This window comes from Streptomyces mangrovisoli (assembly GCF_000974985.2).
GTDB lineage: Bacteria > Actinomycetota > Actinomycetes > Streptomycetales > Streptomycetaceae > Streptomyces > Streptomyces mangrovisoli.
In genome coordinates this window covers 81,185-105,697 of sequence record NZ_LAVA02000018.1, presented here as the reverse complement: position 1 = coordinate 105,697, position 24,513 = coordinate 81,185, and the positions used below count along the sequence as shown (strand labels likewise).

The following is a 24,513-nucleotide window of genomic DNA, read 5'->3' as shown; positions in this document are numbered from 1 at the left end:
GGGCCGGGGCACCCGCGAGAACGACCGAAGCCCTCACGCGGCCGCGGCGGCCGTGGAGGGCTTCTCGGGTCGAACGACCGGCTGCGGCAGGGAGGTTGCGCGCGCCGGGAGACAAAGTCAGACGGCCAGCGCGGACGGCCAGCCGATGCCGTCGGTGGAGGCGCCGCTCGCGGTGGTCCGGGTGGCGACCGTGGCGGAGGGCCAGCCGATGCCGTCGGTGGAGGCGGTGACGGCGGTGGGCCAGCCGATGCCGTCCGTGGAGGCGGTGACGGCGGTGGGCCAGCCGATGCCGTCGGTGGAGGCGGTGACGGCGGAGGGCCAGCCGATGCCGTCCGTGGAGACGGTGACGGCGGAGGGCCAACCGATCCCGTCCGTCGCGGCGTTGACCACGGACGGCCAGCCGATGCCGTCGGTGGAGGCGTCGACCGCCGTAGGCCAACCGATGCCGTCCGCGGCGGCGTTGACGGCGGTGGGCCACCCGATCCCGTCGGTCGACTCGGCGGAGGCGGAGGCGGAGGCGGAGGACGAGGTGGCCGTGGCGACCGCGCTCGGCCAGCCGATCGCGTCCGTCGTCGTGGCGGCGGAGGACGGCCAGCCGATGCTCTCGACCGCCGAGCCGGTGCCCCCCGCGGTGAGGGCGGCGGTGGCGACGACGGCGCTGACGGCGGCGATGCGGGCGATGTTCCTCATGGCGGGCTCCTCTGTGCCAGATTCGGCGGCCGCTGTTGGCAACCTCTTGCCAAGAAGGTTGGCAACGAATCCTCCAGTATTGGTCGGGAATTAGTTGAAATGTGCTCAACGGATGCGCCAGGAACCGTCCAGAGCGTGCGCGAAGAGAGGCCGCTTGCCAGCCGGAAAGCCGCGTTGAACTGCGGTTACGGCGAGTGCGGGCAGAGCCGAAAACGCTCTGGCAAAAGCTGGCAATCGCTTGAAGGCCAAGCCGGGAAAGGCCGAGTCGGCTGCCACCCGGTTTGCCAGGCAACGGACTTAAGGGCGACCTGAGCGCGCCGATGGCGGCATCCTGCTTCGCTCCTAGCCACGCTTGAGCAGGCACGGCAACCGTGGGAGCCCCGGCCGTCGGCCCAACGACCACGGAGGCGGTCTTGCTCGGTCATCCGGAACCCGCTGCCGATCCCGCTGCGCTCGGGCAGGCTCTCGCCCGCGCCCGGGAAGGGCAGGGATCCGTCGTGCTCGTCGGCGGCCCGCCCGGCTGTGCGGACCCGTCGCTGATGAAGGCGTACGCCCGTGCCGCAGGCGCCGTCCTGCTGGACGCGCCGGCCTCCCCGGCGGAGACCGGCATCCCCCTCGGGGTGGTGGGCCAGCTCTTCCAACGGGCAGCCGGCGCAGGCGTCTCCGGCGCGGTGGACGACGGCCTGCCCGCCGTGATCCGTCAGGAGGGCGCCCGACTCGCCGCCGCCACGAACGACGACGCAGCGGGCGAGGGCGGGGAGGTCGGGTTCGCGGTGCTGCACCGACTGCACGCGGCGCTGCTGCGGCTGAGCGAGTCCGCCCCGGTGCTGGTCGTCGTCGACGAGGCGCGCCACGCCGATGAGGCGTCCTTGCGCTTCCTGCTCTTCCTCGCCCGCCGGGTCCGCGAGGCGCGGGTGGTGGTCGTGCTCGCCGAGTCCGACGCCCACACCGCATCCGCCTCGACCGCGCCGGCCGGCTTCCACGCGGAACTGCTGCGTCTCCCGCACTGCGCGCACCTGCGGCTCGGTGCGCTGCCCCCGTACGCGGTGGCGGGCGCCCTGGCCGAGGTGCTGCCGCCCGCGCAGGCCGAGGTGCTGGCCGCGGACGCCCACCGCATCTCGGGCGGCAACCCCCTCCTCGTGCGCGCCCTGGCCCTGGACCACCTCGCGGGGCGCCCCGGGAACGCCGTGCCGTACGGCCGGGATGCCTCGTACGGCGACGAGGTGCCGTACGGCGACCAGGTGCCGTACGGCCAAGGGTCGTACGGCGGTCATCTGTCCTACGGCGATGAGCCGTTGCCGCACGACGACGGCTCACCCTCCCCTTCCGGCGACCCGGTCCTGGCCCCGGGCGAGCGGTTCCGCCTCGCCGTGACGGGGCTGCTGCGGCGCGGGGATCCGGCCGTGCTGCGGCTGGCGCAGGTGCTGGCGCTGGCCGGTGCGGACGCGCCCGCGGCGGTGCTGGGCCGGGCCGCCGTACTGCCCGCCCCGGCCGTGTCGCGGGCGCTGCACGCGCTGACGGAGGCCGGGCTGCTGCGCGGGGAGCGCTTCGGCCACCCGGAGATGGCACGTGCCCTGCGCGAGGACCTGTCCGCGGCGGAGACCGCCGAGCTGAGCCGGTCGGTCGCGCACCTGCTGTACGAGGAGGGCTGGCCGGCCGCGACGGTGGCCCGGCACCTGTTGGCCGCGGACACCGGACCCGTTGGCGAGGCCGAAACGGCCGGGTGGAGCGGCGAGCGGGTGGGGTGGGCGGCCGGGGTGCTGCGGGAGGCCGCGGAGGAGGCCGGCGCCCGCCACCGTCACGACCTGGCGCTCCGCTGTCTCGAGGCCGCCTGCGCGCTGGTCCCGGAGGAGCGCCGCGCCGCCCTGGAGGTGCGCGCGGCGGACGCCGCCTGGCACGTACGTCCGGCGGGCGTGGTACGTCATCTGCCCCGCCTGCTGCGGGCCGCGCAGGACGGACGGCTCGCCACGGGTGACACGACGGCGGTGGCGTGGCACCTGCTGTGGCACGGCCGCTTCGAGGAGGTGGCCGACCTGCTGACCGGCTGCCCCGGCACCGACCGGCGCACGGCGGACGAACTCGCCGTACTGCGACTGGCGCTCGCGACCGTGGGGCCCGAACCGCAGACCGTCGACCACCCGGCGCCCCGGACACCTCCCGGCGGGACCCTCGCACCCACCGCTCCCCTGACGGCCGGGACCACGACTCCCGCCCCACGCCGGCCCCCCGCGACCCCTGCCGGGGTCACGACATCCGTCCCGCGCCGGCCGACCCCGACACCTGCCGAGACCGCCACACTTACTCCGCCCCGGCCCACCGGGACCCCCGCGGCGACCGCTGTCGACCCAGCCCCCGCCGAGCCGCGCTCGCAGTGCCTCGCGGTCCTGGACGACGTGCTGCGGGATCGCATCGGGGCCGCCGAGGCGGAGGTGTCGGCCGGGCAGGCGCTGGAACGGGTCCGGCTCGGCGAGGGCGGAGCGGCGACCGCCGAGCCCGTGCTGTCCGCGCTGCTCGCCCTCGTCTACGCCGACCGTCCGCGAAGCGCCGACGCGTGGTGCGAGCGGTTGCTGGCGGACCCGGGGGTGACGGCCGGTCCCGCCTGGCGCGCCCGCCTGGAGGCGGTCCGGGCGGAGAGCGCGCTGCGCCGGGGCGACCTGCCCGCGGCCCGCCGCCTCGCGGGAAGCGCGCTCGGCCTGCTGCCGGAACCGGCGTGGGGGGTGGGCGCCGGTCTGGTGCTGGGTGCCGCGGTGCTGGCCGCCACCCACACCGGCCGACTCGACGAGGCGGCCGCGCTGCTGGCCAGGCCACTGCCCGAAGCGGTTCTGCGCTCCCGTTACGGGCTGCACTACCTCCACGCCCGTGGCCACCATCACCTGGCCGCCGGCCGCCCCTACGCGGCGTACGCCGACTTCGCCGCGTGCGGACAGCCCATGACCGCCCGAGGCATCGACGTGCCGGGCCTCGTGCCCTGGCGCACCGGAGCCGCGGAGGCGTCGCTGCGCCTGGGCGAGGACGACCGGGCGCGGCGGCTCGCCGCCGAGCAACTCGACCGGCTGGCGGGCCCGGCCGGGAAGGACCGGGCCCGCAGCCGCGGCCTCACCCTGCGGGTCCTGGCCGCGGCGAGCGAACCGGGCTGCCGCGTGGCCCTGCTCGGCGAGGCCGTCGACCTTCTGGATGACGACGGCGGCGGCGATCATCTCGAACTCGCCCGCGCACTGGCCGCCTTGAGCCATGCCCTCAACCGGGCCGGGCAGCTGGGCCGGGCCCGGATGGTGGCCCGCCGGGCCCACCGGGCGGCTCAGGAGTGCGAGGCCGCCGGGCTGTCGGAGGAGCTCCAGGCCGGCAAGGACGACCCGCGTCCGGCGGGCCCCGCCGCGTCCGGCGGCGACACCGCGCGCCTGAGCGACGCCGAACTCCGGGTGGCCGCGCTCGCCGCGCAGGGCATGACCAACCGGGAGATCGCGGGACGGCTGTTCGTCACCGTCAGCACCGTCGAACAGCACCTCACCCAGGTCTACCGCAAACTGAACGTCCGCCACCGCAAGGAGCTCCCCTACGACCTCAACACGGGCCTGCACGAACCGGCCTGAGGTCGAGCCGTCCTGAGGCCGAACCGGCTTGTGGCCGAACCGGCCTGAGGCCCGGGAAGGCCGATCCGTCCACGGTGGAACGGGAGTTGTCACGAACGGGCGAGGGCGCCCCGAGTGCTCATGTGCCGGTCCATTCGGGCGGCCGCTTCTCCACGAAGGCGCGGGGCCCCTCGATCGCGTCGAGGCTGTGCATGCGGCGCTCCTCCCACACGTAACGGGTGGCGAAGGCCTGTTCCAGGGGGAGGGCGGCGGACGTGGCCGCAGCCTCCTTCAGCGCGCGCAGCGACAGCGGGGCGCAGGCCAGCAGGTCGGCGAGCCATTCCTCCACGCGGTCGTCGAGCTGGGCGGCGGGGACGACGTCGTTGACGAGCCCGAGGTCGAACGCGCGGGGCGCGGTCATACGGCGGCCGGTGAGGAGGTAGCCCATGGCGGCGCGGTAGGGGGCCTGGCGGGTGAGGCGGAAGACGCCGCCGGCGCCCGCCATCAGGCCGAGGCGGGCCTCGGTGAGGGCGAACTCGGCGTGCTCGGCGGCCACGACGATGTCACAGGCCAGGGCGAGTTCGAAGCCGCCGCCCAGCGCGAGGCCGTTGACCCGGGCGACGAGCGGCTTGGCGAGGCGGAAGCGTTCGGTCAGCCGCGGCCAGCCGGGCTTGCCACGGCTGCCGAAGGTGGACGGTGCCGCGGTGCCGGCCTCGGTGCGGGCGACCAGCTCCTTGAGGTCCTGCCCGACGCTGAAGGCGCGTTCGCCCGCGCCGGTGAGGACGCCCACCCACAGGTCGTCGTCGGCTTCGAAGTCGTCCCAGACGGCGGCGAGTTCGCGGTGCATGCGCAGGTCCATCGCGTTCAGCACGCGCGGCCGGTCAAGGGTGATGCGGGCGACGCGGCCGTCCTTGACGTACCGCACGTGCCGCAAGTCGTCGAGCACGCCGGGTTCCTAATTCGTGAGTAGGCGGTTCCAGGCCGGCCCTGTGAGGGGCGGCCGGAAGGGTGGAGGGGTCAGAAGGGGTAGGGGCGGGCCTGCGCGCGCACCGTCAGCCACTGCCACTGGGTGAACTCGTCCCAGCTGTGCTCGGAGCCGAAGCGGGTGCCGTTGCCGGACGCGCCGCGCCCCCCGAACGGCACGTGCGCCTCGTCGTTGACCGTCTGGTCGTTGACGTGGACCAGGCCGGTGCGCAGCCGGCCGGCCAGCGCCAGGCCGCGTTCGGCGTTGCCCGTCTGGATCGCGGCGGACAGCCCGTACTCCGTGTCGTTGGCGACTGCCGCGGCCTCCTCGTCGTCGGCCACGACCGTGACCGGGGCGACGGGTCCGAAGATCTCCTCGCGGAACGCGGGCATGTCACGGGTGACGCCGGCCAGGACGGTCGGCCGGAAGAAGGTGCCGGTGCGGGTGCCGCCCGCCAGCAGGGTCGCGCCGGCGGCGAGCGTGCGGGCGACGATCGACTCGACCCGCTCGGCCTGGACGCCGTCGATGAGCGGTCCGAGGTCGGCGTCGGTGCGGAACGGGTCGCCCACGCGCAGCTGTTCGGCCCGTTTGGCGAGGCGTTCGAGGTAGGCGTCGGCGACGGCGGCGTGCACGATGTGCCGGCCGGCCGACATGCAGATCTGCCCGGAGTGGAAGAACGACGCCCACGCCCCCGCCGAGGCGGCGACGTCCAGATCGGCGTCGTCGAGGACGATCAGCGCGTTGTTGCCGCCCAGTTCGAGCGAGGCCCGCTTCAGCAGCCGCCCCGTCGTCTCGCCGACCGCCCGGCCGACCGCGGTGGAACCGGTGAACGCGATCATCGCCACGTCCTCGTCCGCGGCGAGCGCCGCACCCGGTTCGGCGTCGCCGGGCAGTACGTGCAGCACCCCGTCGGGCAGGCCCGCCTCCTCGAACAGGCGGGCGGCCACCCAGCCGCCGCTGACCGCGGTGTGCAGATCGGGCTTGAGGACCACGGCGTTGCCCAGCGCGAGCGCGGGCGCGACGGCCCGCATTCCCAGCAGCAGGGGTACGTTCCACGGGCTGATCACCCCGACCACGCCCAGAGGGACGCGTCGGCCGATGCTGTGCCGGCCGGGCTCGGAGGGCAGCAGACTGCCGTGCGGGCGCATCGGCAGCGCGGCCGCCGCCCACAACTCGTCGGTGACGGCGCCCACTTCGTAGGCGGCCTTGCCACGCACCGCGCCGCCCTCGCGGATCAGCCACTCCGCGACCTCGTCGGCGTGCGCCTCCAGCGTCTGCGCGGCGCGGCGCAGCACGGCGGCGCGCTCGGCCGGGGGCGTGTCGGCCCAGGCGGGCTGCGCGGCGGCCGCGGCGCTCGCCGCGGTCCGCACGTCGCCCGCGTCGGCGACACCTGTCTCGGCCAGCACCTCGCCGGTGGCGGCCTCGACGCTGTCGGCGCGGCCGCCCGCGGCAGGGCGCCAGCCGCGGCTGAACACCCGCCCGCGCAGGGCGCCGGGATCCACCAGAGGGGACATCGTTCGCTCTCCTTGGAACAGGCCGTGCGCAGGGCCACGGCGACTACGGTGCGGGCGGTCCGGGTGCGGGCGGGTGCGTATGCGGGCGGTGTGGCCGTGCCGCTCGACGGCCGCCGGGCGACAGCCGCCGAGCGGCACCCGCCGCACGGCACGGCCACCCGTCACCCGTGCCCGGTGATCGGCACGTCGACGAGCAACGGGCCGTCGGACACGACGGACTTGGCGAGGATCTCGGTCAGGTGGCCGGGGCTCGTGGCGCGGACGGCGTCGATGCCGAAGAAGCCGGCGGCCTTCGTGAAGTCCAGGCGTGGATGGTCCAGATCGAGGCCGAGGTAGCGGCCCTGACGGGTGGAGGCGCTGTCCCAGGAGTCGAGGGTCTCCTTCAGCGTGCGGTACTCGCCGTTGTTCATGACGACGAAGGTGACCGGCACGCCGTAGCGGGCGGCGCTCCACAGGCCCTGGAGGCCGAACAGGGAGCAGCCGTCGCCCAGGACGGCGACCACGGGCCGGTCGGGGTTGCCCAGCCGGCTGCCGATCGCGGCGCCGATGCCCCAGCCGAGACCGCCGCCCACGGTGTGCACATAGGAGTCGGGGCGTTCCAGGTCGAGGACCTGACGCAGCCGGATGCCGGTGGTGATGGCCTCCTCGACGACCACGGCGTCCCGCGGGAGCGCGCCGGCGACCGCGTGCGCGGCGGCCAGCGGGTCCAGGGGCGCCGGTCCGGCCGACGCCGCGCGGGCCGCCGTGAGGATCTCCGCGCGGCGCGCGGTGTGCGCCCGCCCGGCCCGTTCCCTCCGTTCGGCGGCCTCGGGCACGCGCCCGGCCAGCAGGCCGGTCAGCGCGGTGAGGGTGGCGGCCAGGCCGCCGTGCAGGCCGAGGTCGACGGGGAAGGTCCGGCCCAACTCAGCCGGGTCGGTGTCCAGTTGCAGCACCCGGACACCGGCCGGCAGGGGCGGTCCCGGGGTGTAGTGGTGGGCCATGAAGGCATGGGTGCCGATGATGAACACCACGTCGGCCTCGGCGAGTTGCTCGCGGATCCCGGAGTAGGTGGCGGGCAGCATCCCGGCGTGCAGGGGGTGGGTGGTCGGGAAGTCCACCCGGTCGTGCATCGGCTGGTGGTGCACGACCGCGCCGACCGCCTCGGCGAGCGCGACGAGTTCAGCCACCGCGCCGTCGCGGCCGACGCCGTCCCCGGCGACGATCGCCGGACGTGCCGCCGAGGCGAGCAGCGCCGCCGCCTCGTCGAGCCGGGTGGCGGCGCCGAGCGGGGCGCGCACCGAGCGGGCGGGCACCTCGACCGGGGTGTCCTCCTGGAGCAGGTCCATCGGCAGCGACAGGAACACCGGACCGGCCGGCGGCTGCTGGGCGAGCGCGAACGCGCGCCGCAGCAGCAGCGGCAGATCGTGGGCGTGCTGCACGTCGAAGGTGTGCTTGACCGCCGCCCGCGCGAGTCCGACCAGGTCGCCGGAGAGCATCGGGTCGGCGGCCAGATGACGACGGTCCTGCTGCCCGGCGGTGACCACCAGCGGGGTCCGCGAGCGGGACGCGTTGAGCAGTCCCACCAGGCCGTTGGCGAGTCCGGCGGCGATGTGCAGGCTGACGAAGGCCGGGCGGCGGGTGGCACGGGCGTAGCCGTCCGCCATCGCCACCACCGGGCCCTCGTGCACGCCGAGCACGTACGGGATGTCGCCGGCCGCCACCAGGGCGTCGGTGAAGGGCAGTTCACTGGTGCCGGGGTTGCCGAAGACGCGGTCGACGCCCTCGTCCCGCAGGATGTCCAGCACCGCGTCGACGGGCCTCATGCCACAGCCGCCCCGGCCGGCCGGGGACGGGCCTTGCCCGCGAAGCGGTGCACCTTGCCCAGCACGTCGTCGGCGTACAGACGTACCGCCTGCTGGAGGGCGAACTCCGCCATGTACAGGCGGAAGTGGCCGGGCGGCTCCTCCGCCAGGTTCAGCATCCGCTTGTTGCCCGGCACCGCGGGACCCGACAGCCGTACGGCCGCGCGCTCGGCGCTCTCGCCGACCTCGCTCGGGTCGACGACCTCGTCGAACAGCAGGTGTCCGTCGGGCTCGCTGGCGAAGATCCGCCGGCCCCACAGGATCACCTGGCGCGACACCCGGCCGTTGGCGATCCGGCCCAGCCGCAGGTTGCCCGCGCCGGGCACGATGCCCTCCTGCGCGGCGGGCAGGCTGAAGTAGCTGTCCGCCGCGCCCACCACGTGGTCGAAGGCGAGCAGCAGCTGCGCGCCGCCGCCGATGGCGAAGGTGTCCACCGCGGCGACCCACGGCTTGTCCGGGAGCTGCGGCGGCCAACTGGACGGGGCGTCGACCGACAGCCCGCGCAGCAGCTTGGCGATGTAGCCGGTCTCCCGGCGCAGCAGGAAGTCGACGTAGGAGATCAGCCCGTCGTGCAGATGGGCGAGGTTGATGCCGGCGCTGAAGACGCGCCGGCCCCGGTAGCGGGGGTGGTCCATCACGCAGCCGCGCACCAGGCCCGCCTTGACCTGCGGGTCGAGCAGGGCCAGGTCGACGGCCGTCTCCATGTCGGCGACGTGCTGGTTGTCCTCGGCGTTGAGGCAGTGCTTGTTGACGATGGTCAGCCGGGCGGTGCCGTTGGCGTCCCGCTCCACCTCCACCGCGTCCAGGTGCACGCGCCCCTCGCGCTGGAAGGACTCCAGCAGCTCCAGGGCGCGCGGGGTGGGCCGGCGCATGCTCTCCAGCAGGTGCTCGCCGACGGCCGGGACGCGGAGCAGCTCGTGGAAGAAGATGCCCTGGTCGATCTCCCGGCCCTCCTTGGACGCCTGCGGCCACCGCCGCTCCGCGTCCAGCTGCGCCGGGGTCGGCACCAGCCCGGGGAAGGCCTCCGCGGCGCCCGCGGCGAGCTCCTCGATCCGCAGCGGCAGGGTGCGGTCCGCGGTCAGCTCGTCGTAGACCCGCTCGGCGTGCCGCCGCAGGAACCACGCGCGCGCCCGCCGGGCGGCCTCGTGGGCCTGGGCGGCCCGCTGCTGCTGGCCCGGCTCGCGCTCGGGCGCGCTCGGCAGCCCGGCGAGCACCGCCTGCGTGGCGGCGGCCGCCTCCGCGACGACGGCGGCGTCCCGGCCCAGATCGGCGGCGGTGACGGAGGGCGAGGCGGTGGCGGAGGAGGAGGGCGAGGTGGTGGCAGAGGCCGTGCCGTGGGTGCCCGAAGGCGCGGTGCCGGGGAGGGGCGCGGCCGCGGTGGTGGTGGCGCCCGAGGCCGCGGTGGTGGCGGTCATCAGGCCGCGCTCCTCTCGCCCGCCCGGCCCTCCGCACGCTCACGGCGCAGCACCCGGTCGCACGCCGACAGGTGCGCCCCGAGGGACTCCTCGAAGCTCGTCGTCGTCGCGTCCAGCACCAGCCGGCGGCGGATCGCCAACTCCTTGCCCGCGACCTCGCCGGCCGCCTCGACGACCGTCTGCAGCGCGGCTGCCAGCTCCCCGGCGTCCACGACCTCGTCGACGATCCCGGTCGACAGCGCGCGCTCGGCGGGGATGTCCGCGCCGAACAGCGCGATCCGGCGGGTGGCGGCGGCGCCGGCCTGCTGCGCGAGCCGGTGCAGCAGCATCCCCGGCCACGGCTCGCCGCCGAGGAACGGCGGGCGGATCACCGTCTGCGGCGTGGCGATGCGGTAGTCCGCGGCCAGCAGCAGTTCCAGGGCCGGTCCGTCCACCGGGCCGTCGACGGCGGCGATCACCGCGGCGGGCAGGCGTTCCAGGCGGCGCAGCACCCGCTCCCACTTGTTCACGTCGTGCACCCCCGCCCCCTGCGGCCAGCCGCCGGGCACCTCCGGCAGCGCACCGCCGGCGAGCTTGAGGAGCACGACCGAACCGGGGGCGTCCTCCGCGCGGTCCGCCGCCTGGGTCAGCTGCCGCAGCGGCAGGGCGTCGGCCGAGGTGTCGAGATCGAGGACGATTGCGGCCCCGCCTGCGAGCTTGATGATGTCGGTGGTCACTTCGATGTTCTCGCTTTCCTTGTGAACCGCGCCGCACCGCGCCGAAAAACCATTCGCAGCGGCCGCGCCGGATCGCGTCAGTACCGGACGAGGGCCGTCTCTATCTGTGAGCCAGGTCCCATGGTCATGAAGATTCCGTGCTCGCCCCTGCGGGCGACGCCCTCCTCCAGCAGCCGCTGGTAGGAGAAAAGGAAGGAGCCGCTGGAGAGATTTCCGTAGTCCCGCAGCACGCTGATCGTGTGGCGCACGTCGTGCCGGGTGAGTCCGAGGTTGACGTTCACCGAGTCGATGACCTTCTTCCCGCCGGAGTGGACGATCCAGTGGGCGATGTCGCTGCGGCGCAGCCCGGTGCCCTCCAGCAGGCGGTCGATGACGATCTCGGCGTGCGCGCCCACGGCGTAGGGGACCTCGCGGTCGAGGAAGAAGCTGAACTTGCCCGCCTCGTCGTCCCAGTCGTAGCGCATCGCGTCGATCGCGTCGGCGATCATGTAGCTGGCGAACTTCAGCACCGTGGCGCCCGGTTGGGGCCGCTCGGGCTCACCGGCCACCATGGCCACCGCCGCCGCGCCGTCGCCGAAGAGGCTGTTGACGACCGCGGTGCGCATGGTGCCGTCGAAGACATAGGCGGCCGAGCAGGACTCCGAGCACACCATCATCGCCAGCCGGCCGGGGTTGGCGGCGGCCCAGTCGGCCGTCGCCGTCAGCCCGTTGAGGCCGGCGTTGCAGCCCATCCCGACCACGTCCAGGCGCCGGGTGTGCGGCGTCAGTCCCAGCTCCCGGATCAGTTTGGCGCTGAAGCCGGGGGTCAGGAAGCCGGTGGTGGTCACGCAGGCCAGATAGCCGATGTCCGCCCGCTTCGCGCCGATGTCGTCCAGGCACGTCAGCAGCGCCCGGGACCCCATGTCGACGCCCCAGCGGGCGTGCTTGGCGAGCAGCTCGCCCTGCGTCTCCATCCGCCGCCGGCCGTAGCCGTCCACCGGCGGGAGATTCAGGAAGCGCCGTTCGATCGCACTGTTCTGGAAGACGGAAATGATTTTCTCGTCCTCGATCCCGAAAGCGTCGAGAACGTCCTGCTGCGAATAGCTGTGCGGCGGGGTCGCCGTTCCGACACCGAGTATTCGAGGCTGCGGCGATACTGCCGTCGTCATGTGACGATCCCTTTCTGCACCGCGTGTACAGACTGGTCTGATGGTCGCACTGTGGAACATACATGGCGGCTCGCGGAATTCGCCACAATGGTTTTCCGTATCGCTTTACGGGTGCGGAACAGGGGTCGATAGGGGTTTTCCAGGGGAGGGAATTCCGGGGAGGGCGGGCCATGGTGGACGCGCGGAGGTGCGCCCGCGGATGCGCCCGCGGCGCGCGGGCCGTGACCGACGGCTCGGGCGGCTCCGGAGCGAGTGGCCGGGGAGGGGCGCGGGAGGCGGCGCGGGTGGCTCCGGTGGGCCGCCGGCCCGGGCTGTTGACTCCACCCGCGAAAGTGATAGAGTCTCTCAACATGAAAGGTCCTCTCGGAGTGAGAGTCCCTCTCGGTATACTGACGGGAAGAGGTGATGGACATGGGACTGCGTGAGGCCAACCGGCAGCGCGTGCAGAACGAGGTGCGCAGCCAGGCGCTGGCACTGTTCGTCGAGCACGGCTTCGAGGCGACCACCGTCGAGCAGATCGCCGCTGCCGCGGACATCTCCCCGGCCACCTTCTACCGCCACTTCCGCGGCAAGGAGGACGTCCTCTTCCACGAGGGCTACGACCCCTTCCTGGAGCAGACGTTCGCCGCCCGCCCGGCCGACGAGCCGCTCGCGCGCACCGTCCGCACCGTCTACGAGGAGTTCGCCGCCCGACTGCTGGCCGCCGACCACGCCACCCTGCTGCTGCGCCACCGGCTCATGAGCAGCGTGCCCGCGCTGCGCGACCGGCTGGCCAGGGAGGAACGCACCAACCTCGACCAACTGGTCAAGCTGCTCGCCGACCGCGTCGACCGCAGCCCGGACGACTTCGAGGTGCGGCTCGCCGCCGCCGCCGTCAACACCGCCTTCGCGCAGGCCGCCCAGCACTGGCTGGAGGGCGACTGCGCACCGGATCTGCCCGCGCTCGTCGGGCTCGCCATGGACCGCATCAAGGGAGCCCTGGAGCTTTAGCGCCCCTCGCGAAGGGAGTTCGCCCTCGCACCGGGAACTCGGCTCCCACACCGGGAGCTCCACCCCCGGAACGGGAGTCCGGACCCCACGCAGGGCGCTTGTCGGCCCCACTTCGGGGGGCGCGTGCGTACCGCCCGCACCACCCGCTCAAGTCGGGCTCAAGTCGTACGACAGTGACGTACGGGATGACCGAGTCATGCGCTCGGGGTGTGCCGCGCCCGCGGCACCGCCGGGTGCACAGCCGGCCCGCACCAGACGCATGCACCTGTCCGGCCCGCTTAAGCACTTTGGAGGCATCACCATGTACGCAGCCGTAGTCCACACCATCGGCGAGGCCCCGCGGTACGCGGAGTTCGAGGAGCCGACCGCCGGCGACGGCGAGGTCCTGATCGACGTGAGGGCCAGCGCCCTGACCAACCTGACCCGCATGGTCACCCGAGACCCCGACTACTCGGAGGGCCGCACCCCGCCGTTCGTCGCCGGTGTCGAGGGCGTCGGCACGCTGCCCGACGGCCGCCGGGTCGTCTTCGGCGCCCGCCGCGCCCCGTTCGGCTCGCTGGCCCAGCGCAGCGTCTCGCCGGGCATCCTGCTCTTCGACGTGCCGGACGAGGTCGACGACATCACCGCCGCCGCCCTGGTCAACCCGGCGCTGTCGTCCTGGCTGCCGCTCGCCTCCCATGTCCACCTGGAGCAGGGCGAGTCGGTGCTCGTGCTGGGCGCCACCGGCGTCGCCGGCCAGCTGGCCGTCCAGGTCGCCAAGGCCCTCGGCGCCTCCCGCGTCGTGGCCGCCGGCCGCAACGAGGACGTGCTGAAGGAACTGCTCAACCGCGGCGCCGACGCCATCGTGCCGATCGGCGGCAGCGACGAGGAGGTCGCCGCCGCCTACGCCGAGGCCATCGGCGGCGGCTTCAACGTCGTCCTCGACTACCTGTGGGGCCACCCGGCCGAGCAGTTCCTCGGCGCCCTGCCCCGCGAGCTCGTCGTCAAGTCCGGCGTGCGCTACGTCCAGATCGGCAACAGCGCCGGCCGGCTCGCCTCGCTCGACGGCAACGCGCTGCGCCGCACCGGCGTGAACATCATCAGCTCCGGCTCCCTGCCGGACCTGGACGAGGTCAAGGCGATCTGGGGCCGCATCATGAGCGAGTCCGCCGCCGGCAACCTGAAGATCGACGTGGTGACGGCCCCGATCACCGAGATCGACCAGCACTGGGACAAGGACGTCCCGGGCAAGCGGACCGTCATCACCATCTGACCCGCCGGAATCCCCCGCGGCGGGGCGTGAAGGGGCAGGCGGCATCCGTGCCGCCTACCCCGGCCTCGCCACGCCCCCCGCCGCCCTTCCCGGCCCCCTACGGCACCCCGCACTCCGCACCCGGCACCCCGCACCCCCCGCACCGGAAATGGAGGGGAGAGACCCCCCATGAACCAGCCCGTGATCGAGGCCGTGGGCCTCACCAAGACCTACGGCACGACCACCGTCCTCGACCACGTCGGTGTGGAGGTGCCCCGCGGCACCGTCCTCGGCCTGCTCGGCCACAACGGCGCCGGAAAGACCACCCTGGTCAACATCCTCACCACCACCCTGCCCGCGACCTCCGGCACCGCCCGCGTCGCCGGCCACGACGTCGCCGCCCGCCCCGCCGAGGTGCGCCGACGCATCGGCGTCACCGGCCAGTTCGCCTCCGTGGACGAGGGCCTCTCCGCGATCGACAACCTCGTCCTGATCGCCCGGCTGCTGGGCGCGGGCCGCCGCCAGGCCGCCGCCCGCGCCACCGAACTCGTCGAGCTGTTCGACCTCGTCCAGGCCGCCCGCAAACCCGCCCGCACCTACTCCGGCGGTATGCGCCGACGCCTGGACCTGGCCGCCGGACTCGTCGGCAACCCCGAGGTCATCTTCCTCGACGAGCCCACCACCGGCCTCGACCCGGCCGCCCGGCTCGGCCTGTGGGAGGTGATCGAGGACCACGTCCGCCAGGGCGCCACCGTCCTGCTGACCACCCAGTACCTCGAAGAGGCCGACCGGCTCGCCGACTCCATCACCCTGCTCTCCGCGGGCCGGGTCGTCGCCAGCGGCACCCCCGACGAACTGAAGTCCCGCGCCGGCAAGCGCTCCGTCACCGTCACCCTCGATGCCCCCGACCTGGTCCCCGCCGCCGTCGCCGCGCTGCGCGCCGCCCGCCTGGCCCCGGCCCACGACGAGCGCACGACCAGCGTCACCGTCCCCGTCGAGGCCGCCCGCGACGTCGCCACCGTCGTCCGCGCCCTGGACGAGCACGGCATCGACTTCACCGGCCTGTCGGTGGCCGAACCCACCCTCGACGACGTCTACCTCACCTACGCCCACCGCCCGTCGGCGGCCGCGGCCTGACCCATCGCGAAGGCGAGCCCATGACCACCACCGCCGCCGAACACCCCGCCACCACCGACGACATCGATGTCCCCCGCGGCCCGGAACGCTGGAGCGGCACCTCCGTCGCCTCCCAGATCGCCGTGCTCAGCGCCAAGTCGCTGCGCCGCCTGGTCACCGACCCCAAGCTGCTGCTGTTCAGCGTCCTTCAACCGCTGATCCTGCTCCTGCTGTTCGGGCAGATCTTCAACAGCATCTCCGACACCCCCGACTTCCCCAAGGGCGTCAGCTACATCGACTTCCTCGTCCCCGCCATCATGGTCAACACCGCGCTCCAGTCCGCGCTGATGTCCGGCACCGGACTCAACGAGGAGATCAAGAACGGCATGGTGGCCCGCTTCCGCACCCTGCCCATCTGGCTCGGCTCCGTCCTGTTCGCCCGCAGCGTCTTCGACCTCGCCCGCGGCGCCATCCGCCTGACCCTGATGGTCGCCCTCGCCGCCGCCCTGTTCGGCTTCTCGCCCGACGGCGGACCGCTCGGCGTCCTCGGCGCGTTCGGGCTGGCGCTGGCCATCGGCTGGGGACTGGGCTGGGTCTTCCTCGCCCTCGCCGTCTGGCTGCGCAACGGCGAGTCCATGCAGGCGGTCGGCTTCCTCGCGATGCTGCCGCTGATGTTCGCGTCCAACGCCTTCGTGCCCGTCGACGGACTGCCCGGCTGGCTCGGCGCCGTCGCCAAGGTCAACCCGATGACCTACGGTGTCCAGGCCGCCCGCGACCTCGCCCTCGGCAACCCGGCCGGCTACGACGCCCTCCTCGCCGTCGGCATCTCCTTCGCGATCGGCGCCCTGGCGATCCCGCTGGCCGTCCGCGGCTTCCGCCGCCCGGCCTGACCGTCGCAACACGCGCGCTCACGACTGCGGCCCCCAACCCGAACGGGTTGGGGGCCGCAGTCGTGTCACCGGCCCCGCGGCCGGCGGTCACCGGCACCGCGCCGGTGGGGAGTTCACGCCACCGACACCAGCCGGGAAGGCAACGGGGGAGCGTCGTCGTTGAGGTAGTTGCTCAGGCTGCGCAACTGCGCCTTCTGGTACGACGTCATCGGCAGCAGGCCGCCCACCACCCGCAGCAGTCCGGGCGGCAACGGCAGGTTGCGCCGCCCCATCATCGTGGCGATCGAGTGCATCTTGCGCATCCGCGGCCAGCGCAGCGCCTCGTACTGCCGCAGCGCCTGCGTCCCGCCCACACCGCGCTGGGCCAGCACCCGGCCCAGCACCCACGCGTCCTCGAGCGCCTGGCACAGGCCCATGCCCAGCCGCGGCGGCACCGCGTGCGCCGCGTCCCCGAGCAGGGTCACCGCACCGTCCGACCAGTTCTCCCGGACCCCGTGCAGGATGTGCGGGAAGACACCGACGTCCGCGTCGGTGATGGTCTCCAGCAGGGTCGGCATCGGAGTGGACGTCCAATGCCCGAACCGCTCCCGCAGGTTGGCCACCGCGGAGTCGCCCGGCCGGGCGGGGGAGCCGTCGGCACGCGGCGGCACCGTCTCGCCGTCCTTGAACGGCAGCTCGAACGCCCAGTAGATCTCCCCGCCGCCGACGGGGTGCACCACGCAGATGCCCTCCTTGCCGTACAGCGAGTGGATGCGCGAGCCGCCGGCGAACTCGTGCGGCAGCGCCGTGATGCCGTGCCAGGTCGCGTCGCCCAGATAGGCGGCCGGCTTCTCGCCGACCACCAGCCGCCGCACCGCCGAACGGTGCCCGTCCGCGCCCAGCACCACGTCGCCCTCGGCGCGGGTGCCGTCCTCGAACACCACAGCGGCACCGTCGGCGGACTGCTCCACCGCGACGGCCCGCTTGCCGAAACGCACCATCCCCTCGGGCAACTTGGCCGCCAGCAGCGCCAGCACGTGCCCGCGCTTGGTGACCAGGATCGGTGCGTCGAAGGCCCGCGCGAGGCGGGAGAGGTCCAGTCGCATCAGCCGGCTGTCGCCGTCCGCGACCAGGTCCAGGGTCTGCATCCGCGCGCCGTCGACGTCGTGGGCGCTGACGCCCAACTCGCCCAGGATTCCTGTGGCGTTGGGGTAGAGCAGCACGCCGTTGCCGTCCGTGCGCAGCCGGTCCGCTCCCTCGTACACCTCCACCTCGTGCCGCTGCGACAGTGTCACGGCCGCGGCCACACCGCCGACTCCTGCACCCACAATGATGATCTTCATGGAGTTTCTCCCTGGTTCCCTTCGGTCGTGAGCCCGCCGGTGAGCGCCCGCAGCCATTGCTCGGCCGCCTCGGCGGTGGAGTGCGAGAAGTCCTCGAGAATCGTGAAGTGGTTGCCCGGCACGTCCAGCCGTGCGTCGGCGAACTCCCAGTCGGCCCGCCAGTCGGCCGCCGCTGATCGGCGGGCGTCGGCCGGGGCGGCGGCCGCCGACTCGGTGTCATGGTGCTGGTCGCTCTCGGCCCCGCCGGGCGGGTCGCTCTCCGCGCCGAAGTGCTCCGACGCGCGGATCAGCAGAGTCGACGTGGCCAGCGCCTCCGGCTGCCAGCCCTCGAACACGCGGATGTAGCCGCCCATCGCCGACAGCCGCTCGTCGCTGAGCAGGTCGAACGTGTTCTCCCGGTCGAGCATGGCCTTCGCCATGTCGTTGCCCGCGGGCGACTTCTGCATGGCCGCCGGCGAGGAACTGTCCAGCAGCACCAACGCCTTGGCCGGCGAACCCAGTTCCTCCAGCAGCCGGCCCACCGCATGGGCGACCCAGCCGCCCGCGGACCGGCCGACCAGCACGAACGGCCGCCCGGCCGCCACCCGGAGGACGCCTTCGGCATGTGCCCGGGCAAGCGCGGCGACGGTGGCCGGCAGACTCTCCCCGCCGACGAACCCCGGCTGCGGCAACGCCCACACGTCCCGCACCCCGCGGAACCAGGCCGCGAACCGTGCGTATTCGTGCGGCCCGGCCACCGGCGAGAACGACGGGAAGCACACCAGCACGGGCTCGTCGTCCGCACCGCCGGAAGCGTCCACGCCTTCCGCGCCGACCGGACCGGAGGCCAGCCGCACCGGAGCGGGCAGCACCCCCTCCTCGGGCGCGGCGAACTGCGCCTGGAGCAGCGACGCGGCCTTGAGCACCTCCTGCGCCTCGTCGAACTTGCCGAGCTCGCAGGCGCGCCAGTACAGCGTGCCGATCGGCCCCGGGCCCTCCCCGCCCGCCGACCCGGCCACCGGCTCCCGGGCGTCCAGCTGTTCGGCCAGATGGCCGGCCAGCAACTGCGGCGACGGGTGGTCGAAGAGGAGCGTCGCGCCCAGCTTCAGCCCCGTCAGCGCCTTCAGCCGGTCCCGCAGCTCCACCGCGGTCAGCGAGTCGAACCCGGCTTCCAGGAACGACGGTTCGGCGCCGACCTGATCGGCCTCCGCATGTCCGAGCACGGCCGCGGCCTGCTCCCGCACATGCTCCAGCAGCGCGGCCGCCCGCTCCCCGGGCTCTAGTGCCGCGAGCCGGGCCGCCTCGCCGGAGTCGGCCACCGTACGGGCCGCGCCGTCACCCAGCGAGGACAGGACGTTCTGGAGCGAACTCTCCAGCCAGTAGTGCGACCGCTGGAAGGCATACGTCGGCAGCTCCTCCAGCCGCGCCCCGCCGACCGCCGGCAGCGCCGCCCAGTCCACCCCGGCCCCGGCCACATGCAGCCGGGCCAGCGCCTGCACCAGGCCCGCCGGACCGCCCGCGGTACGGGTCTGCGCCGCCGCGGTGACCGGTTCACGCTCCTCCAGTGTCTTGTTCACCAGCGCGGTGAGGGTGGCGTCCGGGCCGAGTTCGAGGAATCGGCGGATGCCGAGTCCCGCGAGGGTGTTGATGCCGTCGTGGAAGCGGACGGCTTCGCGGACGTGGCGTACCCAGTAGGCGGGTGAGGTCAGTTCAGCCGGGTCGGCCACCTCACCCGTCAGGTTGGAGACGATCGTCAGCTGTGGCGCGCTGAACTCGACGGATTCCAGGACGGCTTGGAAGTCGTCGAGCATGGGGTCCATCAGGGGTGAGTGGAAGGCGTGGCTGACGGTGAGCCGTTTGGTCCGGCCGGTGAGCTGCGCGGCGACGGTCTCGACTGCTTCGGCTTCGCCGGAGATGACGACGGAGTGGGAGCCGTTGACGGCGGCGATGGACACGCCGTCGCCGAGCAGTGGTCGTACGTCGTCCTCGGTGGCTTCTACGGCGATCATGGCGCCGCCGGCCGGGAGGGCCTGCATGAGCCGTCCGCGGGCGGCGACCACGCGGGCCGCGTCCTCCAGCGACCAGACACCTGCGAGGTATGCGGCGGTGACCTCGCCGATCGAGTGCCCGGCGAGCGCGTCAGCCGTCACGCCGAGGCTGCTGACCAGCCGGTACAGCGCGCTCTCGTGCGCGAACAGCGCGGCTTGCGTGTACTGCGTCTGGTGAAGGAGCCCGGCCAGTTCACTGCCCGGGTCCGCGAACAGGATGTCCTTCAAGGGGTGTTCGGAGCCCAGTTCCGTGTCCAGTGCGGTGCAGGCGTCGTCCAGGGCGTCGGCGAAGACGGGGAAGGCGTCGTACAACTCCCGTCCCATCCCTGGCCGCTGGGCGCCCTGCCCGGTGAACAGGAACGCCGTACGTCCGGTGCGTGCCGTGCCGGTGATGGTGCCGGGTCGGCCCTCGGCGACGGCCGCGAGCCCGTCCAGCAGCTGGTCGCGGTCGTCACCGACCACCACGGCGCGCCGCTCCAGCCGGGAGCGGGAGACGGCCAGCGACCGTGCGATGTCGGCCGGCGCGGCACCGGTGGCGCCGACATGGGCGGCAAGCCGCTCGGCCTGCGCCCGCAGCGCCGCGTCGCTCTTGGCGGACAGCACCCACGGCACCACGACCGACCGGTGCCCGGCCGGAGCCTCGTCGTCCCTGACATCGCCGTCGGGTCCGGCGGTCGGCGCCGGGGCCTCTTCGACGATCACATGCGCGTTGGTGCCGGAGATGCCGAAGGACGACACCCCGGCGCGGCGCGGTCGTTCGGCGGCGGGCGGCCAGGCGCGGGGCTCGGTGAGCAGTTCCACCGCCCCGGCCGTCCAGTCCACGTGCGGGGTGGGCTCGTCCACGTGCAGGGTGCGGGGCAGGACGTCGTACCGCATCGCCTGCACCATCTTGATCACGCCGCCGACCCCGGCGGCGGCCAGCGTGTGCCCGAGGTTGGACTTCAACGAACCGAGCCACAGGGGCTGTTCGGTGCCGCGGTCCTGGCCGTAGGTGGCGAGCAGGGCCTGTGCCTCGATGGGGTCGCCGAGCTTGGTGCCGGTGCCGTGCGCCTCGACCGCGTCGACCTCGCTCGCGGAGAGGCGGGCGTTGGCGAGGGCGGCGCGGATGACGCGTTGCTGGGAGGGGCCGTTGGGGGCGGAGAGGCCGTTGCTCGCGCCGTCCTGGTTGACGGCCGAGCCACGGATCACGCCGAGCACCTGGTGGCCGTTGCGGCGGGCGTCGGAGAGCCGTTCGAGCAGCAGCACCCCGATGCCCTCGGACCAGATCGTGCCGTCCGCGCCCGCCGCGAAGGACTTGCAGCGCCCGTCGGGCGCGAGCCCGCGCTGGCGGCTGAAGTCGAGGAAGGCGCCCGGAGTCGCCATCACCGTCACACCGCCGGCCAGCGCCATCGAGCACTCGCCGGTGCGCAGCGCCTGCACGGCGAGGTGGATGGCGACCAGGGAGGAGGAGCAGGCGGTGTCGACGGTGACGGCGGGACCCTCCAGGCCGAAGGTGTACGACACCCGCCCCGAGACCACGCTGGCCGCGCCGCCGCTGGAGAGGTAGCCCTCCAGCTCCTCGGGCACGTTCTCCAGCCGGGTGCCGTAGTCGTGGGCGACGACGCCCGCGTACACGCCGGTCTGGCTGCCGCGCAGGGTGGCCGGGTCGATCCCGGCCCGCTCGAACACCTCCCAGGAGGTCTCCAGGAGCAGACGCTGCTGGGGGTCCATGGCGAGGGCTTCGCGGGGGCTGATGCCGAAGAAGGACGCGTCGAACCGGGCCGCGTCGTGCAGGAAGCCCGCCTCGCGCACGTACGTCCGTCCGGACACGCCGGGGTCGGGGTCGTAGAGGCTGTCGATGTCCCAGCCGCGGTCGACGGGGAAGGGACCGATGGCGTCGGTGCCCTCGGCGACCAGCCGCCACAGCGCCTCGGGCGAGTCGACCCCGCCGGGGTAGCGGCAGCCCATGGAGACGATGGCGACCGGTTCGTCCAGGGCGGCGGCCATCACCGGTGCGGCGGCCGCCTCCGCGGCGGACCCGGACAGTTCCTGCCGCAGCTGGGCGGCCAGCCGTTCCGGGGTGGGGTAGTCGAAGGCGAGCGTGGTCGGCAGCTCCAGGCCGGTCTGCGCGCGCAGCCGGTTGCGGAACTCGACGGAGGTCAGCGAGTCGAAGCCCAGTTCCTTGAACGGGCCGTCGGGCTCGATGTCGTCGGTGCCGGTGTGCCCCAGCACCCCGGCCGCCTCGTCGCGCACCAGCTCCACCAGAAGGCGTTCCTGCTCCGCGGCGGACAGCCCGGCCAGCCGTCCGGCGAGCGGCGACCCCTCTGGCGTCCCGGCCCGCGTTTCCTCCTCCGCCGCGGGCCGGGCGGCGACCGCCGGGCGGTCGACGGCGACGGGTTCGAGCCAGTAGTGCGCGTGCTGGAAGGGGTAGGTCGGCAGGTCCACCAGGCCCGCCCTGCTGTCTTCCACCAAAGTGGCCCACTCGACGTGGGCCCCGTGGACGTACAGCTGGGCCAGCGCGGTGAGGAAGGTGGTGGCCTGGTCGCGGTCGCGGCGCTGGGCGGCGGCGGTGACCGGCTCGGTGTCCTCCAGCGTCTTGTTCACCAGTGCGGTGAGGGTGGCGTCCGGGCCGAGTTCGAGGAATCGGCGGATGCCGAGTCCCGCGAGGGTGTTGATGCCGTCGTGGAAGCGGACGGCTTCGCGGACGTGGCGTACCCAGTAGGCGGGGGAGGTGAGTTCGGCAGGGTCGGCCACCTCGCCGCTCAGGTTCGACACGATGGTGAGGTGGGGCTCGGCGAACTCCACTGTTTCGAGGACCCTTTGGAAGTCGTCGAGCATGGGGTCCATGAGGGGCGAGTGGAAGGCGTGGCTGACGGTGAGCCGCTTGGTCCGGCCCGTGAGCTGCGCGGCGACGGTCTCGACTGCTTCGGCTTCGCCGGAGATGACGACGGAGTGGGAGCCGTTGACGGCGGCGATGGACACGCCGTCGTCGAGCAGTGGTCGTACGTCGTCTTCGGTGGCTTCTACGGCGATCATGGCGCCGCCGGCCGGGAGGGCCTGCATGAGCCGTCCGCGGGCGGCGACCACGCGGGCCGCGTCCTCCAGTGACCAGACACCTGCGAGGTAGGCGGCGGTGACTTCGCCGATGGAGTGTCCGGCGAGTGCGTCGGCGGTGACGCCGAGGCTGGTGACCAGCCGGTACAGCGCGCTCTCGTGTGCGAACAGCGCGGCTTGCGTGTACTGCGTCTGGTTGAGGAGCCCGGCGAGTTCACTGCCCGGGTCCGCGAACAGGATGTCCTTCAAGGGGTGTTCGCAGCGCAGTTCCGTGTCCAGTGCGGTGCAGGCGGCGTCCAGGGCGTCGGCGAAGACGGGGAAGGCGTCGTACAACTCCCTTCCCATGCCGGGCCGCTGGGCGCCCTGCCCGGTGAACAGGAACGCCGTACGACCGGGCTTGGCCACCCCGGTGACCGCCCCCGGGCGGCCCTCCGCGACCGCGCCCAGTCCGGCGAGCAGGTGCCCGCGGTCGGTGCCGACGACGACCGCGCGGCGGTCGAAGCGGGCGCGCGAGGTGAGCAGCGACAGCGCGACGTCCGCCGGGGCCGGGTCGTGGGCGGTGACGTGGGCGGCGAGGCGGGCGGCCTGTTCGCGCAGGGCGCCCGTGCTCTTGGCGGACAGTACCCAGGAGAACGCGGCGGGCTCGCGCACCGGTGCGACCGGAGTGGCCGTCGCGTCCGCGCTGGTCTCCCCTTCGGTGTCCGTGCCGGGGTCGGCGTTGTCGCCGTCCGTCGAGGCTCCCTCGGCGGGAGCCTGTTCGAGGATCACGTGGGCGTTGGTGCCGGAGATGCCGAAGGAGGAGACACCGGCCCGGCGGGGGTGTTCCGCGTCGGGCCAGTCCCGGGCCTGGGTGAGGAGTTCGACCGCGCCGGCCTCCCAGTCGACGTGGGGGGTGGGCTCGTCGGCGTGGAGAGTCTTCGGCAGCAGCCCGTGGCGCATGGCCTGCACCATCTTGATGACGCCCGCGACCCCGGCCGCGGCCTGGGCATGGCCGATGTTGGACTTCAACGAGCCCAGCCAGAGAGGAGGTTCGGTGCCGCGGTCCTGGCCGTAGGTGGCGAGCAGGGCCTGCGCCTCGATGGGGTCGCCGAGGCTGGTGCCGGTGCCGTGGGCCTCGACGGTGTCGACGTCGGCCGTCTTGAGGCGGGCGTCGGCGAGGGCGGCGCGGATGACGCGCTGCTGGGAGGGTCCGTTGGGGGCGGTCAGGCCGTTGCTGGCGCCGTCCTGGTTGACGGCGGAGCCGCGGATGACGGCGTGCACGGTGTGGCCGAGGCGGCGGGCGTCGGAGAGCTTCTCCAGCAGCAGCACCCCGACGCCCTCGGCGTAGCCGAAGCCGTCGGCCGAGGCCGCGAAGGCCTTGCAGCGGCCGTCGGCGGCGAGACCGCGCTGACGGCTGAAGGCGACCAGGCCCTCGGGTGTGGAGACGACGGCGACCCCGCCGGCGAGCGCGAGGTCGCACTCGCCGAGCCGCAGGGACTGCGCGGCGAGGTGGATGGCGACCAGGGAGGAGGAGCAGGCGGTGTCGATGGTGACGGCCGGCCCCTCCAGGCCGAGGGTGTAGGAGATGCGCCCGGAGACGACGCTGGCGGCGTTGCCGATGGCCAGATAGCCGTCGTCCCCGGGGGCGTTGGCGGCGAGCAGGGAGTAGTCCTGGCCGCTGGTGCCCGCGAAGACGCCGACGCGGCCGCCGCGCACGCTGTGCGGGTCGATGCCGGCGCGTTCCAGCGCCTCCCAGGAGGTTTCCAGGAGCAGGCGCTGCTGGGGGTCCATGGCGAGGGCCTCGCGGGGGCTGATCCCGAAGAAGGAGGCGTCGAAGCCGCCGGCGTCCTCGAGGAAGCCGCCGCCCTGGGCGTAGATGCGGCCCGGGGCGTCGGGGTCGGGGTCGTAGAGGGCGTCGAGGTCCCAGCCGCGGTCGGCGGGGAAGGGGCCGACCGCGTCGGTGCCGGACTCGACGAGGTGCCACAGGTCCTCGGGTGAGCGGACCCCGCCGGGCAGGCGGCAGCTCATCGACACGATCGCGATGGGCTCGTGGCGCTGGTGTTCGACC

General features: G+C 73.8%; 14 protein-coding genes. 5 read left to right on the top strand and 9 right to left on the bottom strand.

Annotation, left to right across the window (positions count from 1 at the left end):
• Positions 1-117: 117 nt before the first annotated feature.
• On the bottom strand, positions 118-690 hold the full coding sequence (locus WN71_RS09265; RefSeq protein WP_046583973.1) for a hypothetical protein: 573 nt from the start codon (positions 688-690) through the stop codon (positions 118-120).
• Positions 691-1,103: 413 nt separating this feature from the next.
• Here WN71_RS09265 and WN71_RS09260 point away from each other — a divergent pair, with 413 nt between their 5' ends.
• Complete coding sequence (locus tag WN71_RS09260) at positions 1,104-4,280, top strand: helix-turn-helix transcriptional regulator (protein WP_167382910.1); 3,177 nt, start codon at positions 1,104-1,106, stop codon at positions 4,278-4,280.
• 118 nt (positions 4,281-4,398) lie between these two features.
• Here the strand turns inward: WN71_RS09260 and dpgD are convergent, their stop codons facing one another.
• The 6 genes from dpgD to dpgA form a co-directional block, all read right to left on the bottom strand.
• Positions 4,399-5,205, bottom strand: a complete 807-nt coding sequence (gene dpgD, locus WN71_RS09255; protein ID WP_046583971.1) for an enoyl-CoA-hydratase DpgD — start codon at positions 5,203-5,205, stop codon at positions 4,399-4,401.
• A 71-nt stretch (positions 5,206-5,276) separates the two neighbouring features.
• A complete protein-coding gene (locus WN71_RS09250) occupies positions 5,277-6,737 on the bottom strand; it encodes a benzaldehyde dehydrogenase (RefSeq protein WP_046583970.1) in 1,461 nt (486 codons plus the stop codon).
• 161 nt (positions 6,738-6,898) lie between these two features.
• Positions 6,899-8,539: a thiamine pyrophosphate-binding protein gene (locus tag WN71_RS09245; RefSeq protein ID WP_046583969.1), complete on the bottom strand. Its 1,641-nt coding sequence runs from the start codon at positions 8,537-8,539 to the stop codon at positions 6,899-6,901.
• Entirely contained in the window at positions 8,536-9,993 is a 1,458-nt protein-coding gene (dpgC, locus tag WN71_RS09240; RefSeq protein WP_107469608.1) for a (3,5-dihydroxyphenyl)acetyl-CoA 1,2-dioxygenase DpgC, read from the bottom strand. Before dpgC ends, WN71_RS09245 begins: the two co-directional genes overlap by 4 nt.
• Positions 9,993-10,709 carry an enoyl-CoA-hydratase DpgB gene (gene dpgB, locus WN71_RS09235; RefSeq protein WP_052742960.1) on the bottom strand — a complete coding sequence of 239 codons (717 nt, stop codon included), beginning with the start codon at positions 10,707-10,709 and terminating at the stop codon, positions 9,993-9,995. The genes dpgC and dpgB overlap by 1 nt, the downstream gene beginning before the upstream one ends.
• 77 nt (positions 10,710-10,786) lie before the next feature.
• Complete coding sequence (dpgA, locus tag WN71_RS09230; protein WP_046583967.1) at positions 10,787-11,857, bottom strand: 3,5-dihydroxyphenylacetyl-CoA synthase DpgA; 1,071 nt, start codon at positions 11,855-11,857, stop codon at positions 10,787-10,789.
• Positions 11,858-12,268: 411 nt separating this feature from the next.
• Between dpgA and WN71_RS09225 the strand changes: the two genes are divergently transcribed.
• The 4 genes from WN71_RS09225 (at position 12,269) to WN71_RS09210 (ending at position 16,084) form a co-directional block, all read left to right on the top strand.
• A complete protein-coding gene (locus tag WN71_RS09225) occupies positions 12,269-12,847 on the top strand; it encodes a TetR/AcrR family transcriptional regulator (protein WP_167382909.1) in 579 nt (192 codons plus the stop codon).
• 301 nt (positions 12,848-13,148) lie between these two features.
• Positions 13,149-14,099, top strand: coding sequence for a quinone oxidoreductase family protein (locus WN71_RS09220; RefSeq protein WP_046583965.1), 951 nt, complete (start codon positions 13,149-13,151; stop codon positions 14,097-14,099).
• 168 nt (positions 14,100-14,267) lie between these two features.
• Entirely contained in the window at positions 14,268-15,215 is a 948-nt protein-coding gene (locus tag WN71_RS09215; protein ID WP_046583964.1) for an ATP-binding cassette domain-containing protein, read from the top strand.
• A 20-nt stretch (positions 15,216-15,235) separates the two neighbouring features.
• Entirely contained in the window at positions 15,236-16,084 is an 849-nt protein-coding gene (locus WN71_RS09210; RefSeq protein WP_046583963.1) for an ABC transporter permease, read from the top strand.
• Positions 16,085-16,197: 113 nt separating this feature from the next.
• Here WN71_RS09210 and WN71_RS09205 read toward each other — a convergent pair whose 3' ends face one another.
• Positions 16,198-17,406 carry an FAD-dependent monooxygenase gene (locus tag WN71_RS09205; protein WP_167382908.1) on the bottom strand — a complete coding sequence of 403 codons (1,209 nt, stop codon included), beginning with the start codon at positions 17,404-17,406 and terminating at the stop codon, positions 16,198-16,200.
• Positions 17,403-24,479: a type I polyketide synthase gene (locus WN71_RS09200; protein ID WP_420856478.1), complete on the bottom strand. Its 7,077-nt coding sequence runs from the start codon at positions 24,477-24,479 to the stop codon at positions 17,403-17,405. The genes WN71_RS09205 and WN71_RS09200 overlap by 4 nt, the downstream gene beginning before the upstream one ends.
• Positions 24,480-24,513: the final 34 nt, after the last annotated feature.

What these genes read in the sequence shown, in the direction of transcription:
- WN71_RS09265 (WP_046583973.1), bottom strand. Translation starts at nt 690, where the DNA reads ATGAGGAACATCGCCCGCATCGCCGCCGTCAGCGCCGTCGTCGCCACC.
- WN71_RS09250 (WP_046583970.1), bottom strand. Translation starts at nt 6,737, where the DNA reads ATGTCCCCTCTGGTGGATCCCGGCGCCCTGCGCGGGCGGGTGTTCAGC.
- WN71_RS09245 (WP_046583969.1), bottom strand. Translation starts at nt 8,539, where the DNA reads ATGAGGCCCGTCGACGCGGTGCTGGACATCCTGCGGGACGAGGGCGTC.
- dpgC (WP_107469608.1), bottom strand. Translation starts at nt 9,993, where the DNA reads ATGACCGCCACCACCGCGGCCTCGGGCGCCACCACCACCGCGGCCGCG.
- dpgA (WP_046583967.1), bottom strand. Translation starts at nt 11,857, where the DNA reads ATGACGACGGCAGTATCGCCGCAGCCTCGAATACTCGGTGTCGGAACG.
- WN71_RS09225 (WP_167382909.1), top strand. Translation starts at nt 12,269, where the DNA reads ATGGGACTGCGTGAGGCCAACCGGCAGCGCGTGCAGAACGAGGTGCGC.
- WN71_RS09220 (WP_046583965.1), top strand. Translation starts at nt 13,149, where the DNA reads ATGTACGCAGCCGTAGTCCACACCATCGGCGAGGCCCCGCGGTACGCG.
- WN71_RS09215 (WP_046583964.1), top strand. Translation starts at nt 14,268, where the DNA reads ATGAACCAGCCCGTGATCGAGGCCGTGGGCCTCACCAAGACCTACGGC.
- WN71_RS09210 (WP_046583963.1), top strand. Translation starts at nt 15,236, where the DNA reads ATGACCACCACCGCCGCCGAACACCCCGCCACCACCGACGACATCGAT.
- WN71_RS09205 (WP_167382908.1), bottom strand. Translation starts at nt 17,406, where the DNA reads ATGAAGATCATCATTGTGGGTGCAGGAGTCGGCGGTGTGGCCGCGGCC.